This window comes from Citrobacter sp. CK189 (assembly GCF_030333505.1).
GTDB classification, from domain to species: Bacteria; Pseudomonadota; Gammaproteobacteria; order Enterobacterales; family Enterobacteriaceae; genus Citrobacter_B; species Citrobacter_B koseri.
In genome coordinates this window covers 765,068-778,932 of sequence record NZ_JAOWFV010000038.1, presented here as the reverse complement: position 1 = coordinate 778,932, position 13,865 = coordinate 765,068, and the positions used below count along the sequence as shown (strand labels likewise).

Sequence of the window (13,865 nt, the reverse complement as noted above, 5' to 3'; positions counted from 1 at the left end):
CTGCGCTTATCCGGCCTACAACCCTATAAAACGTAGACCCGGTAAGCGTCGGCGCCACCGGGCATTTGAGCTTACTGTTTCGCGCCTTCTACCGCTTCGCGAGCCAGTTTCGTGATGCGATCGTAGTCCCCCGCTTCCAGCGCGTCAGCCGGAACCAGCCAGGAACCCCCGATACACAGAACGCTTTTCAGCGCCAGGTAGTCACGGTAGTTCGCCGGAGAGATACCGCCAGTCGGGCAGAAGCGTACCTGAGAGAACGGACCTGCGATCGCCTGCAACGCTTTGGTGCCGCCGTTAGCTTCCGCCGGGAAGAATTTGAACTCTTTCAGGCCGTAGTCCATACCCAGCATCAGTTCGGAAACAGTGCTGATACCTGGAATCAGCGGAATGGTGCCTTCGGTCGCCGCTTTCAGCAGAGGCTCCGTCAGGCCCGGGCTGATAGCAAACTGCGCGCCCGCTTCCGTCACTTCCGCCAGCTGTTGCGCGTTCAGAACCGTACCCGCACCGATGATCGCTTCCGGCACTTCTTTCGCGATAGCACGGATGGCATCCATCGCACACGCGGTACGTAAAGTCACTTCCAGAACGCGCACACCGCCTGCAACCAGCGCTTTTGCCATCGGCACAGCGTGTTCCAGTTTGTTCACCACGATCACCGGTACAACCGGGCCTGTGGTCAGGATTGCTTCTGCACTTGTTTTCCAGTTTTTCATCAGAGTTTTCTCTCGCCTGAGTACAAAATTTGTCGTCTTAAAACGTCATACAGGTTGCGCCCTGCTCGGCGCCGGACAGTTTTTCACGCAACGCGCTGAACATCTCACGGCCTGTACCGATGCGCGATGCGCTCAGGTCAGGAATGTGAGGCTGGCGAGCGGCAAGTTCCGCATCATCAACCAGCAGCGTCAGTTCGCCTGTCTGTCCATTCACACGAATAATGTCGCCATCGCGTACTTTCGCCAGCAGCCCGCCATCATAGGCTTCCGGGGTTACATGGATTGCTGAAGGCACTTTACCTGAAGCACCGGAAAGCCGTCCATCGGTAACTAACGCAATTTTGAAACAACGGTCCAATAATACACCAAGTGGCGGCATGAGTTTATGTAATTCTGGCATTCCGTTCGCTTTTGGTCCCTGATGGCGCACAACCACCACGCAATCGCGGTCAAGCAGACCCGCTTCAAAAGCCGGTAAAACATCATGCTGACTTTCAAAAACAACCGCTGGCGCTTCAATAATTTGATTTTCAACCGGCACCGCAGACGTTTTCATGACCGCGCGGCCAAGGTTGCCGCTCAGCACTTTCGTTCCGCCGTGGTGGGAGAACGGCTTATCAAAGGTGGCAATCACATTGCTGTCCAGGGATTTCGCCACCCCTTCGCGCCAGTCCAGTTCACCGTTGTTCAGCCACGGTTCGAAGGTATAGCGAGACAGACCAAAACCCGCCACGGTATTCACATCTTCATGCAGCAGTCCCGCATTCAGCAGTTCACGCATCAGTGCCGGTACGCCGCCTGCCGCCTGGAAGTGGTTAATATCTGCCGGGCCATTCGGATACAGACGCGCCATCAACGGTACGATTTCCGACAGATCGGAGAAGTCATCCCAGTTAATCAGGATACCTGCCGCCCGCGCCATCGCGACGAGGTGCATGGTGTGGTTGGTTGAACCGCCGGTTGCCAGCAGCGCCACAATGCCGTTCACGACCACTTTTTCATCAATCATCTTACCGATCGGCATCCATTCGTTGCCGTTACCGGTCAGGCGCGTCACCTGGCGCGCGGCGGCAGCGGTCAGCGCTTCACGCAACGGCGCGTCCGGGTGAACAAAGGATGAGCCGGGCAACTGCATCCCCATGAACTCCACCACCATCTGGTTGGTGTTGGCGGTGCCGTAGAACGTACAGGTGCCTGGCGCGTGGTAAGAGGCCGCCTCAGATTCCAGCAGCGCCATGCGATCGACCTTCCCTTCCGCATATAACTGGCGGATACGCACTTTTTCTTTATTAGGCAGACCGCTTGCCATCGGGCCGGAAGGCACGAAAACAGATGGCAGGTGGCCAAATGACAACGCCGCCATCGCCAGACCGGGGACGATTTTGTCACACACGCCAAGGAACAGCGCACCATCAAACATATTGTGAGACAGCCCCACCGCCGCCGACATTGCGATCACTTCGCGGCTCAGCAGAGAAAGCTCCATACCGTCCTGCCCCTGCGTCACGCCATCACACATCGCAGGAACGCCGCCAGCGACCTGGCCTACCGCATTCGCAGAATGCAGCGCTTTGCGGATGATTTCTGGATAGTGCTCATACGGCTGATGAGCGGAAAGCATGTCGTTGTAAGAGGTGATGATCCCGATATTGTTACGCAACATGCTCTTCAGTGACGCTTTGTCGTCAGGCTGGCAGGCGGCAAAGCCGTGCGCCAGGTTACCGCATGCCAGCTGCGAGCGATGAACAGTGGATGTTCTCGCTTGTTCAATACGGGCGAGGTAGGCAGAACGTGTCTCACGCGAGCGTTCGACAATGCGTTTTGTTACGCGTAACAAATCTGGATTCATAGAGGCTCCTGAAATTTATTTGTCTGTGCCGCCGATTAACAAAGGGTTTCAGTAAGGTTAAATATTGCTGAATCGCTTGTTATATGGCGCACTGGGGCAAAATCACTTCCGGCAGTGTAATAAAAAAAGCCCCGCGGGTGAATCCACGCGAGGCTTAAAAGTGCAAAAATTGTTCTACAATCTGTGTTAGATCATGTTACCGGTAAAATAACACCTATGGGCTAGATGGAATTTTACTCAAACTCATTCCAGGAACGGCCATCACGGGTGATCATCGCCACCGAAGCGACCGGCCCCCAGGTCCCCGCCTGATACGGTTTTGGCGCATCATTATCCATTTCCCAGGCTTCAGTGATGGAGTCCACCCACTTCCAAGCTTCTTCAACTTCATCACGACGCACGAACAGCGCCTGAATACCGCGCATGGTTTCCAGCAACAGACGCTCGTAAGCATCCGCCAGATGCGTTTGATTGAAGGTTTCGGAGTAGCTCAGATCCAGCTTGGTGATCTGCAAATTATGCTTGTGATCCAGACCCGGCACTTTGTTAAGCACCTGGATATCCACACCTTCATCAGGTTGCAGACGGATGGTCAGCTTGTTCTGCGGCAGATCCTGCCAGGATTCTTTGAACAGGTTCAGCTCAGGCGTCTTGAAGTAGACGACAACCTCAGAGCATTTGGTCGGCAGACGTTTACCGGTGCGCAGGTAGAACGGTACGCCCGCCCAGCGCCAGTTGTCGATGTCCACGCGAATCGCCACAAAGGTCTCGGTGTTGCTGCTCTTGTTCGCTCCCTCTTCTTCGAGGTAGCCCGGCACTTTTTTGCCCTGAGCAAAACCGGTGGTGTATTGCCCGCGAACCGTTTTCTCGCGCACGTTCGAGCGATCGATGCGGCGCAGCGACTTCAGCACTTTCACTTTCTCATCGCGAATGCTGTCGGCCGTCAGATCGGACGGCGGCGACATCGCAATCATGCACAGAATTTGCAGCAGGTGGTTCTGGATCATGTCGCGCATCTGGCCCGCCTGGTCGAAGTAACCCCAGCGACCTTCAATGCCCACCTCTTCCGCAACGGTAATTTCCACATGATCAATCGTGCGGTTGTCCCAGTTATTCACGAACAGCGAGTTGGCAAAACGCAGCGCCAGCAGGTTAAGAACGGTCTCTTTGCCCAGATAGTGGTCGATACGGTAAACCTGGCACTCTTCAAAGTACTCGCCCACCTGATCGTTGATTTCACGCGAGGTCGCCAGCGAGGTGCCCAGCGGTTTTTCCATTACCACGCGAGCCGGTTTAGCGTTCAGCTTCGCTTCACCCAGACCTTTACAGATGGCGCCAAAGGTGCTCGGCGGCATCGCAAAATAGTTAATGGTGGTGCGCGATTTTTGATCCAGCATGGCTCCCAGGCGACCGAACGCCTCAGTGTCGTTAACGTCCAGATTGCAAAAATCCAGACGGCCGCTCAGGGTATCCCACAAGCCTTCATCAATCTTTTCTTTCATGAAGGTTTCGAGCGCTTCGCGAACCACTTTGGTATAGGCATCTTTGTCCCAGTCCGCGCGACCCACCCCGATAATACGGGTATCCGGGTTAATCTGACCGGCTTTCTCCAGTTGATACAGGGAAGGCAGCAATTTTCGGCGCGCCAGGTCGCCTTTCGCGCCGAAAATGACCAGGTCACATGCCTGGGCTGTTTGCGTTACCGCCATGTCATTCTCCTCAGTTAAATATCCCGGTGCTTTTGCCAGGGTATAGTTGTAATTTTATTACAATGCACTGTACTGCTTTTACGTGAATCCCGAAACTGTAAACGCTTATCCACCCGTGCGATTCGGGCGATCTTCGGTTTTCCCGCGGTAAATAGCCGTAAAACAGATAAAAAAATTGTCGTTTTCGTACATGTAACAGACAGCTAAAATCAGACACCGATCATGTAATGAAAAAAAACAACAACTATTCTATCCATTTTGCCCCCTTCCCGGATGCTCAGGGGTAATATCTAACAAAATCGCATCTCGATTTCCCACATCATTGAAATCGTTATTAACTGTGAGCTTTTCTACATCATGAATATGCTAGAAAAAATCCAGTCTCAACTGGAACATTTGAGCAAGTCAGAACGTAAAGTAGCCGATGTTATCGTTGCCTCCCCCGACCGCGCGATTCATTCAAGTATTGCTACGCTGGCCCAGGAAGCGAACGTCAGTGAGCCTACCGTGAACCGTTTTTGCCGCAGCATGGATACGCGCGGCTTCCCTGATTTTAAACTGCATCTGGCACAAAGTCTGGCGAATGGTACCCCTTATGTTAATCGCAATGTGGATGAAGATGACAGCGTTGAGTCCTATACGGGGAAAATCTTCGAGTCTGCGATGGCCAGTCTGGACCACGTTCGCCAGTCGCTGGATAAATCTGCGATAAACCGTGCCGTCGATTTGCTCACCCAGGCGAAGAAAATCGCCTTTTTTGGCCTGGGTTCCTCTGCGGCCGTGGCGCACGACGCCATGAACAAGTTTTTTCGCTTCAACGTGCCGGTGATCTACTCCGACGACATTGTCCTGCAACGTATGAGTTGTATGAATTGTAGCGATGATGACGTGGTCGTGCTCATTTCCCACACCGGCCGAACCAAAAGTCTGGTGGAACTGGCGCAGCTGGCGCGCGAAAACGATGCGATGGTGATTGCGCTAACCTCTGCCGGAACGCCGCTGGCACGAGAAGCAACGCTGGCAATTACCCTTGATGTGCCGGAAGATACTGACATTTATATGCCCATGATCTCTCGACTTGCTCAACTGACCGTGATAGATGTGCTGGCAACAGGATTTACTTTGCGTCGTGGGGCAAAATTCAGAGATAACTTGAAGCGTGTCAAGGAAGCGCTCAAGGAATCGCGTTTTGATAAAGAATTACTCATCAAGAGTAATGACAGCTAAAAGCAATAACAATGTTCTATCCTTTTCGTCATTCGGATACGTTCATTTTTAACCGTTAAGGTCTCAGAACGACCGGATCAATGTTCACGCAACACCAAGTTGTTTCAGTCAACGGAGTATTACATGTCCAGAAGGCTTCGCAGAACCAAAATCGTTACCACGTTAGGCCCGGCAACTGACCGCGATAACAACCTTGAAAAGATTATCGCTGCTGGCGCGAACGTCGTACGTATGAACTTCTCTCACGGCACGCCGGAAGATCACAAAGTGCGCGCGGATAAAGTTCGTGAGATTGCCGCCAAACTGGGGCGTCATGTGGCGATTCTGGGTGACCTCCAGGGGCCAAAAATTCGTGTATCCACCTTTAAAGAAGGCAAAGTTTTCCTCAATATCGGCGATAAATTCCTTCTTGATGCCAACCTGGGCAAAGGCGAAGGCGACAAAGATAAAGTCGGTATTGATTATAAAGGTCTGCCTGCTGACGTCGTGCCTGGCGACATCCTGCTGCTTGATGATGGTCGCGTACAGCTAAAAGTGCTGGAAGTTCAGGGCATGAAAGTCTTCACCGAAGTGACCGTCGGCGGCCCGCTCTCTAACAATAAAGGGATCAACAAGCTGGGCGGCGGTCTCTCCGCCGAAGCGCTGACCGAGAAAGATAAAGCGGATATCGTTACCGCAGCGCAGATCGGCGTGGATTATCTGGCGGTCTCCTTCCCGCGCTGCGGCGAAGATCTGAATTATGCGCGTCGCCTGGCGCGCGATGCAGGTTGCGACGCCAAAATCGTCGCGAAAGTAGAGCGCGCGGAAGCCGTCTGCGACCAGAACGCAATGGACGACATTATTCTTGCATCAGACGTGGTGATGGTTGCGCGTGGCGACCTCGGCGTTGAGATTGGCGATCCTGAACTGGTCGGGATTCAAAAAGCGCTGATTCGCCGCGCTCGTCAGTTGAATCGTGCGGTGATTACCGCCACGCAGATGATGGAATCGATGATCACCAACCCAATGCCGACCCGCGCGGAAGTAATGGACGTGGCGAACGCCGTGCTGGACGGCACCGACGCCGTCATGCTGTCGGCGGAAACGGCGGCAGGACAATACCCGGCAGAAACCGTTGCGGCAATGGCGCGCGTTTGCCTGGGCGCAGAAAAGATCCCGAGCATCAATGTCTCTAAACACCGTCTGGATGTCCAGTTCGACAACGTTGAAGAAGCGATCGCAATGTCCGCCATGTATGCGGCGAACCACCTGAAAGGGGTAACGGCGATTATCTCCATGACCGAATCCGGTCGTACGGCGCTGATGACTTCGCGTATCAGTTCCGGCCTGCCGATTTTCGCCATGTCCCGCCATGAACGCACGCTGAACCTGACCTCTCTTTACCGTGGCGTTACGCCGGTTCACTTTGACAGCGCGGCAGACGGCGTTGTCGCGGCAAGCGAAGCGGTTAACCTGCTGCGCGATAAAGGCTATCTGGTTTCGGGCGATCTGGTTATCGTGACCCAGGGCGACGTGATGAGCACCATCGGCTCCACCAATACCACGCGTATCCTGACCGTCGAGTAATCGTTGGTGATAAGCCTGATGGCGCTTCGCTTATCAGGCTTACAGGCCGGGTAACAAAAAAGCCTCTCTGACGAGAGGCTTTTTTTATTTGATGGGATACCACTCTTTGCGCTTATACGGCTGAATTTCACCCGGTTTGCGGGTTTTGAGCAGTTTCAGAATCCAGGTATATTGCTCAGGATGCGGTCTGACAAAAATCTCCACCTCTTCATTCATCCGTCTGGCGATAGTGTGGTCATCCGCAGTCAGAAGATCGTCCATCGGCGGTCGCACCTGGATGGTCAGACGGTGCGTTTTACCATCATAAACCGGGAAAAGCGGCACCACGCGAGCACGACACACCTTCATTAACCGGCCAATGGCTGGCAGCGTCGCTTTGTAGGTCGCGAAGAAATCAACAAACTCACTGTGTTCCGGGCCATGATCCTGATCCGGCAGATAGTATCCCCAGTAGCCCTGACGGACAGACTGGATAAACGGCTTGATGCCATCATTGCGCGCATGCAGGCGGCCGCCAAAACGACGACGGACCGTGTTCCAGACATAGTCAAATACCGGGTTGCCCTGGTTATGGAACATCGCCGCCATTTTCTGCCCCTGGGACGCCATCAGCATCGCGGGAATATCCACGCCCCACCCGTGCGGCACCAGAAAGATCACCTTTTCATTATTCCGCCGCAGCTCATCAATGATCTCCAGCCCCTGCCAGTCGACGCGCTTTTGCAGTTTTTCAGGCCCACGAATCGCCAGCTCAGCCATCATGGTCATCGCCTGTGGCGCGGTCGCAAACATTCTGTCGACAATAGCTTCACGCTCTGCTTCGCTGTACTCAGGAAAACACAGAGATAAGTTGATCAGCGCGCGACGCCGGGCGCTTTTCCCCAGACGTCCGGCAAAACGTCCCAGCTTCGCCAGTAAAGGATCGCGAAACGACGCGGGCGTTAATGCAATACCCGCCATTGCGGCCACGCCCAGCCAGGCACCCCAATAGCGTGGATGACGAAAAGATTTCTCAAACTCAGGGATGTACTCAATGTTATTTTTTTTCGTTTCCATGCTTTTCCAGTGTTTGATGCCACGAAAAGTAAATCTGTTGATAGTGTAGCGGCGCGCTGTGCGCCACACAAAATAAAAAAGCCGGTACGCATCGCGTACCGGCTCCATAAGCGTATTTATTAATCGAAGCGCAACTGCGGCAGGACTTCTTTAACCTGCGCCAGATAAGCACGGCGATCAGAACCTGTCAGCCCTTCGGTACGCGGCAGTTTTGCCGTCAGCGGGTTAACAGCCTGCTGGTTAATCCAGACTTCATAGTGCAGATGCGGCCCGGTAGAGCGCCCGGTATTGCCTGACAGCGCGATACGATCGCCACGTTTCACTTTCTGCCCAGGTTTCACCAGCAGCTTACGCAGGTGCATATAACGCGTGGTGTAAGTACGGCCGTGACGGATAGCGACATAATAACCTGCCGCGCCGCTGCGTTTCGCTACCACGACCTCACCGTCACCGACCGACAGCACAGGCGTACCTTGCGGCATCGCAAAATCGACGCCTTTATGCGGCGCAACGCGACCGGTCACCGGGTTCAGACGACGCGGATTAAAGTTTGACGAAATGCGGAACTGCTTCGCCGTCGGGAAGCGCAGGAATCCTTTCGCAAGCCCTGTGCCGTTTCGGTCATAGAACTTACCGTCCTCCGCGCGAATCGCGTAATAATCTTTTCCATCTGAACGCAGACGCACGCCCAGAAGCTGGCTCTGTTCACGCTTGCCATCCAGCATTTCACGCGACATCAACACAGAGAACTCATCGCCTTTTTTCAGCTTACGGAAGTCCATCTGCCACTGCATCGCTTTAATGACGGCGCTGACTTCTGCGCTGGTCAAACCGGCGTCTTTCGCACTGGCGACAAAGCTTCCGCCAACCGTGCCTTTCATCAGGCTATTGACCCAGTCGCCCTGCTGCATTTCGCTACTCATTTTGAAACCCGTTCCGCTACGATCGTAGGTACGCGTTTCGCGGCGTGAGACTTCCCAGGTCAGGCGTTGCAAATCGCCGTCTGGCGTCAACGTCCAGGAGATCTGCTGGCCGATTTTCAGATTACGGAGTTCCTTATCCGCAGCGGCCAGTCGGCTGATATCGCCCATATCAATGCCATACTGATTCAAAATGCTGCTCAGCGTATCGCCAGTGGAGACAACATATTCATGCACGCCCACTTCGCCAGACGTTTTGTCGTCCAGCTCATCCTGTGGGATCGCTTCATCTTCCTGCGCCGCCTGATCAATCGGTTCGCTGGCCTCAGGCAGCAGCGAACGAATTTCACTCTTTTCCAGTTCGATAGTTTTGACGATGGGCGCAGAGTCAGGGTGGTAAACGTAAGGCCGCCATACCGCGACGGCCAGTGTCAGAACAGTAAGCGACCCCAGCATAACGCGGTGGGGTCGGGGCAGATTATTAAATGCCAGGGCGACAGAGCGGGCTATCTGTTGCACGTATTCACTTCCTCATTAATCTCCTTTCAGGCAGCTCGCATACTGGTTGGCTAATTGATTCAGAAACGCTGAATAGCTTGTTTTACCCAGTTTAATGTTCGTTCCGAGGGGATCCAACGTTCCCATTCGAACGGATGTCCCTCTCGCAACGGCTTCAACGACCGCTGGCCTGAACTGTGGCTCAGCAAAAACGCAGGTTGCTTTTTGCTCAACCAACTGTGTTCTTATTTCATGTAAACGCTGCGCACCAGGTTGAATCTCAGGGTTCACGGTAAAGTGACCAAGCGGAGTTAGCCCATAATGTTTTTCGTAGTAGCCGTAGGCGTCATGAAAAACGAAGTACCCTTTCCCCTTGAGCGGTGCGAGCTCGTTACCTACCTGCTTATCGGTTGCGGCTAATTGTGCCTCAAAATCCTTCAGGTTGGCGTCAAGTTTGGCTCGACTTTGCGGCATAAGTTCCACTAATTTTTCATGGATTGCAACCGCTGAAGCCCGCGCTATCTCTGGGGAAAGCCAAAGATGCATGTTGTAATCACCATGATGGTGATGTGCGTCACCTTTTTCACCGTGCGCATGCCCGTGATCGTGATCGTCATCGTCGTCATCAGCGCCTTTCATGAGTAGCGGTTTCACGTCGGCGAGCTGCGCAATCGTTACCTGTTTTCCGTCAGGAATGTTCTTTACTGACTTTTCCATGAACGCTTCCATCTCAGGGCCGATCCAGACAACTAAGTCCGCGCCCTGTAAGCGTTTTACGTCAGACGGACGCAGTGAATAATCATGCTCAGACGCCCCATCCGGCAATAAAACCTGGGTGTCCGTGACGCCATCGGCAATGGCGGAAGCGATGAAACCTAAGGGCTTGAGAGAGGCGACAACGGCGGCATTTGCGGCCTGTGTTGCACCACCCCATAGCGCAGCGGATAATGCTGCGAAAAGAAGCGTATTTTTATGTAACATAATGCGACTAATCATCGTAATGAATGTGAGAAATGTGATATTATAACATTCTATGACTTCTGCAAGCCTAAAATTGACATGACGACTTTGGTTTCACTGGAAAATGTTTCGGTCTCTTTCGGTCAACGCCGCGTCCTTTCTGACGTGTCGCTTGAACTCAGACCAGGAAAAATTTTGACGCTTCTCGGCCCAAACGGCGCCGGGAAGTCTACGCTGGTACGCGTAGTATTAGGGCTGGTAGCGCCTGATGAAGGGCTGATCAAGCGCAACGGGCAGTTGCGTATTGGCTATGTCCCGCAAAAACTGTATCTCGACACCACGTTGCCGCTGACGGTAAGCCGCTTTTTACGCTTACGCCCCGGTACGCAAAAAACCGACATTCTTCCTGCCCTGAAACGCGTTCAGGCCGGACACCTCATTGACGCCCCCATGCAAAAGCTGTCCGGCGGTGAAACCCAGCGCGTTTTGTTAGCCCGCGCGCTGCTGAATCAACCACAGCTGCTGGTGCTGGATGAGCCGACTCAGGGCGTGGATGTCAATGGTCAGGTCGCCCTGTACGATCTCATTGACCAGCTGCGGCGCGAGCTGGATTGCGCGGTGCTGATGGTCTCGCACGACCTGCATCTGGTGATGGCGAAAACGGATGAGGTGCTGTGTCTGAATCACCATATCTGTTGCTCCGGCACCCCTGAAATCGTTTCCATGCATCCTGAATTCATCTCTATGTTCGGGCCGCGCGGCGCAGAACAGTTGGGAATTTACCGTCATCATCATAATCATCGCCACGATTTACAAGGTCGTATCGTACTGCGCCGGGGAAATGGACACTCATGATTGAACTGTTATTGCCTGGCTGGTTAGCCGGGATCATGCTGGCCTGCGCCGCTGGCCCGCTGGGCTCGTTCGTGGTCTGGCGTCGAATGTCCTATTTTGGCGATACGCTGGCGCACGCCTCGCTGCTGGGAGTCGCTTTTGGGTTGCTGCTGGACATCAACCCGTTCTATGCGGTGATTGCCGTTACGCTGATGCTGGCAGCCGGTCTGGTGTGGCTGGAGAAACGCCCTCACCTCGCTATCGACACGCTTCTCGGCATTATGGCGCACAGTGCCCTGTCGTTAGGTCTTGTGGTCGTCAGCCTGATGTCCAACATTCGCGTGGACTTGATGGCTTATCTGTTTGGCGACCTGCTGGCCGTGACGCCGGAAGACCTGATTTTCATCGCCATCGGCGTGGTTATCGTGCTGGCGATCCTCTTCTGGCAGTGGCGTAATCTGCTGTCGATGACCATTAGCCCGGATCTGGCTTTTGTCGATGGCGTGAAGTTACAGCGCGTTAAGCTCCTGCTGATGCTGGTCACCGCATTGACTATCGGCGTGGCGATGAAGTTCGTTGGCGCGTTGATCATCACCTCATTGCTGATTATTCCTGCCGCCACGGCGCGTCGCTTTGCCCGTACCCCGGAGCAGATGGCTGGGGTTGCCGTTGGTGTGGGAATGATAGCGGTTACAGGCGGTCTGACGTTTTCTGCGTTTTACGACACGCCGGCAGGCCCGTCAGTGGTGCTGTGTGCCGCGCTGCTGTTTATCTTCAGCATGATGAAGAAGCAGGCGAGCTAAGCGTGTGTTTCCCGGTGGCGCTCCGCTTACCGGGCCTACGGCAGGCCGGATAAGGCGTAGCCGCCATCCGGCCTAACGCACATAAGTTAAGGCATTTCCGGCGGCGTTATTCCAAAATGATTCCACGCCCGCACCGTCGCCATTCGCCCGCGCGGGGTTCGTTGCAAAAAGCCCTGCTGAATCAAATACGGTTCCAGTACGTCCTCAATCGTTTCACGCTCTTCGCCAATGGCTGCGGCCAGGTTATCGAGACCGACGGGGCCGCCAAAGAATTTATCGATTACGGCCAGCAGCAGCTTGCGGTCCATATAGTCAAACCCTTCCGCATCGACATTCAGCATATCCAGCGCCTGAGCGGCGATATCCGCAGAGATGGCGCCGTTATGTTTCACTTCGGCAAAATCACGTACGCGACGCAACAGGCGGTTGGCGATACGCGGCGTACCGCGAGCGCGGCGGGCAACCTCCAGCGCGCCTTCATCGCTCATTTCCAGCCCCATAAACCGTGCGCTGCGCCCGACGATGTGTTGCAGGTCAGGCACCTGATAAAACTCCAGACGCTGAACAATACCGAAACGGTCACGCAGCGGCGACGTCAATGACCCGGCTCGCGTGGTGGCGCCAATCAGCGTAAAAGGCGGCAGATCGATTTTTATCGAACGCGCAGCAGGCCCTTCGCCAATCATGATGTCCAGCTGATAATCTTCCATTGCCGGATACAACACCTCTTCCACCACCGGTGATAAACGGTGGATCTCATCGATAAACAGCACATCATGAGGTTCAAGGTTGGTCAGCATCGCCGCCAGATCGCCCGCCTTTTCCAGCACCGGGCCAGACGTGGTGCGCAGGTTCACGCCCATTTCATTGGCGACAATGTTAGCCAGCGTCGTTTTCCCCAGCCCCGGCGGGCCAAAGATCAGCAGGTGATCGAGCGCGTCGCCGCGCAGCTTTGCCGCCTGGATAAAGATCTCCATTTGCGAACGCACCTGAGGCTGACCAATGTACTCTTCCAGCAACTTCGGGCGAATGGCGCGATCGGCAACCTCTTCCACCTGGGTTCCACCTGCTGAAATCAGGCGATCTGCTTCTATCATCCTTTACCTCATAACGCGGCGCGGAGTGCTTCGCGAATCAATGTTTCACTGCTGGCGTCAGGGCGGGCAATTTTGCTCACCATGCGGCTGGCTTCCTGTGGTTTATAGCCCAGCGCCACCAGCGCAGCAACCGCTTCTTGCTCCGCATCATCCGTTGCCGGACTTGCCGGAGAGGTCAGCACCAGGTCGGCGGCAGGCGTAAAGAGGTCACCGTGCAGGCCCTTGAAGCGATCTTTCATTTCAACGATCAGGCGTTCTGCGGTTTTCTTACCAATACCCGGCAGTTTCACCAACGCGGCGGGTTCCTCGCGCTCAACGGCATTCACAAACTGCTGAGCCGACATCCCGGAGAGGATCGCCAGCGCGAGTTTCGGCCCGACGCCGTTCGTTTTGATCAGTTCTTTAAACAGGGTTCGCTCCTGTTTATTGTTAAACCCATACAGCAACTGCGCATCTTCACGCACCACAAAATGGGTGAATACGGTCGCTTCTTTTCCAGATTCCGGGAGCTCATAAAAACAGGTCATCGGCATATGGACTTCATAGCCTACGCCGCCCACCTCAAGTAATACCAGCGGGGGTTGTTTTTCCAGAATAATGCCTCTGAGTCTGCCTATCACATTGCGCTCCTGC

At 54.3% G+C, this 13,865-nt stretch carries 12 protein-coding genes; 4 read left to right on the top strand and 8 right to left on the bottom strand.

Going from position 1 to position 13,865, the window contains the following annotated elements:
• Positions 1–71 precede the first annotated feature (71 nt).
• The 3 genes from kdgA to zwf all read right to left on the bottom strand — a co-directional run bounded on the left by kdgA (position 72) and on the right by zwf (position 4,271).
• Positions 72–713 (bottom strand): bifunctional 4-hydroxy-2-oxoglutarate aldolase/2-dehydro-3-deoxy-phosphogluconate aldolase, encoded by a 642-nt coding sequence (gene kdgA, locus OGV83_RS13650; protein ID WP_012132013.1) that lies wholly within the window; start codon positions 711–713, stop codon positions 72–74.
• A 37-nt stretch (positions 714–750) separates the two neighbouring features.
• Positions 751–2,562, bottom strand: coding sequence for a phosphogluconate dehydratase (edd, locus tag OGV83_RS13645; RefSeq protein WP_049008840.1), 1,812 nt, complete (start codon positions 2,560–2,562; stop codon positions 751–753).
• A 233-nt stretch (positions 2,563–2,795) separates the two neighbouring features.
• Positions 2,796–4,271 (bottom strand): glucose-6-phosphate dehydrogenase, encoded by a 1,476-nt coding sequence (zwf, locus tag OGV83_RS13640; RefSeq protein WP_012132010.1) that lies wholly within the window; start codon positions 4,269–4,271, stop codon positions 2,796–2,798.
• A 357-nt stretch (positions 4,272–4,628) separates the two neighbouring features.
• On the opposite strand from zwf, the gene hexR reads away from it, so the two are divergent.
• Both hexR and pyk read left to right on the top strand, forming a co-directional pair.
• Positions 4,629–5,498, top strand: a complete 870-nt coding sequence (hexR, locus tag OGV83_RS13635) for a DNA-binding transcriptional regulator HexR (protein ID WP_012132008.1) — start codon at positions 4,629–4,631, stop codon at positions 5,496–5,498.
• Between the two features lie 123 nt (positions 5,499–5,621).
• A complete protein-coding gene (pyk, locus tag OGV83_RS13630; protein ID WP_012132007.1) occupies positions 5,622–7,064 on the top strand; it encodes a pyruvate kinase in 1,443 nt (480 codons plus the stop codon).
• Positions 7,065–7,148: 84 nt separating this feature from the next.
• Here the strand turns inward: pyk and lpxM are convergent, their stop codons facing one another.
• From lpxM to znuA, 3 genes are all read right to left on the bottom strand, one after another.
• Positions 7,149–8,120, bottom strand: a complete 972-nt coding sequence (gene lpxM, locus OGV83_RS13625) for a lauroyl-Kdo(2)-lipid IV(A) myristoyltransferase (protein ID WP_024130256.1) — start codon at positions 8,118–8,120, stop codon at positions 7,149–7,151.
• A gap of 119 nt (positions 8,121–8,239) precedes the next feature.
• Complete coding sequence (gene mepM / locus OGV83_RS13620; RefSeq protein ID WP_024130255.1) at positions 8,240–9,559, bottom strand: murein DD-endopeptidase MepM; 1,320 nt, start codon at positions 9,557–9,559, stop codon at positions 8,240–8,242.
• A 15-nt stretch (positions 9,560–9,574) separates the two neighbouring features.
• Positions 9,575–10,519, bottom strand: a complete 945-nt coding sequence (gene znuA / locus OGV83_RS13615; RefSeq protein WP_047463184.1) for a zinc ABC transporter substrate-binding protein ZnuA — start codon at positions 10,517–10,519, stop codon at positions 9,575–9,577.
• A gap of 78 nt (positions 10,520–10,597) precedes the next feature.
• Between znuA and znuC the strand changes: the two genes are divergently transcribed.
• Together znuC and znuB are read left to right on the top strand one after the other, a co-directional pair.
• Positions 10,598–11,353 carry a zinc ABC transporter ATP-binding protein ZnuC gene (gene znuC, locus OGV83_RS13610; protein ID WP_012132002.1) on the top strand — a complete coding sequence of 252 codons (756 nt, stop codon included), beginning with the start codon at positions 10,598–10,600 and terminating at the stop codon, positions 11,351–11,353.
• Positions 11,350–12,135: a zinc ABC transporter permease subunit ZnuB gene (znuB, locus tag OGV83_RS13605; RefSeq protein ID WP_112001998.1), complete on the top strand. Its 786-nt coding sequence runs from the start codon at positions 11,350–11,352 to the stop codon at positions 12,133–12,135. Before znuC ends, znuB begins: the two co-directional genes overlap by 4 nt.
• A gap of 86 nt (positions 12,136–12,221) precedes the next feature.
• On the opposite strand, the gene ruvB is transcribed toward znuB, so the two are convergent.
• Both ruvB and ruvA read right to left on the bottom strand, forming a co-directional pair.
• Complete coding sequence (ruvB, locus tag OGV83_RS13600) at positions 12,222–13,232, bottom strand: Holliday junction branch migration DNA helicase RuvB (RefSeq protein ID WP_012131998.1); 1,011 nt, start codon at positions 13,230–13,232, stop codon at positions 12,222–12,224.
• Between the two features lie 8 nt (positions 13,233–13,240).
• Entirely contained in the window at positions 13,241–13,852 is a 612-nt protein-coding gene (ruvA, locus tag OGV83_RS13595; protein WP_012131997.1) for a Holliday junction branch migration protein RuvA, read from the bottom strand.
• Between the last annotated feature and the right edge of the window lie 13 nt (positions 13,853–13,865).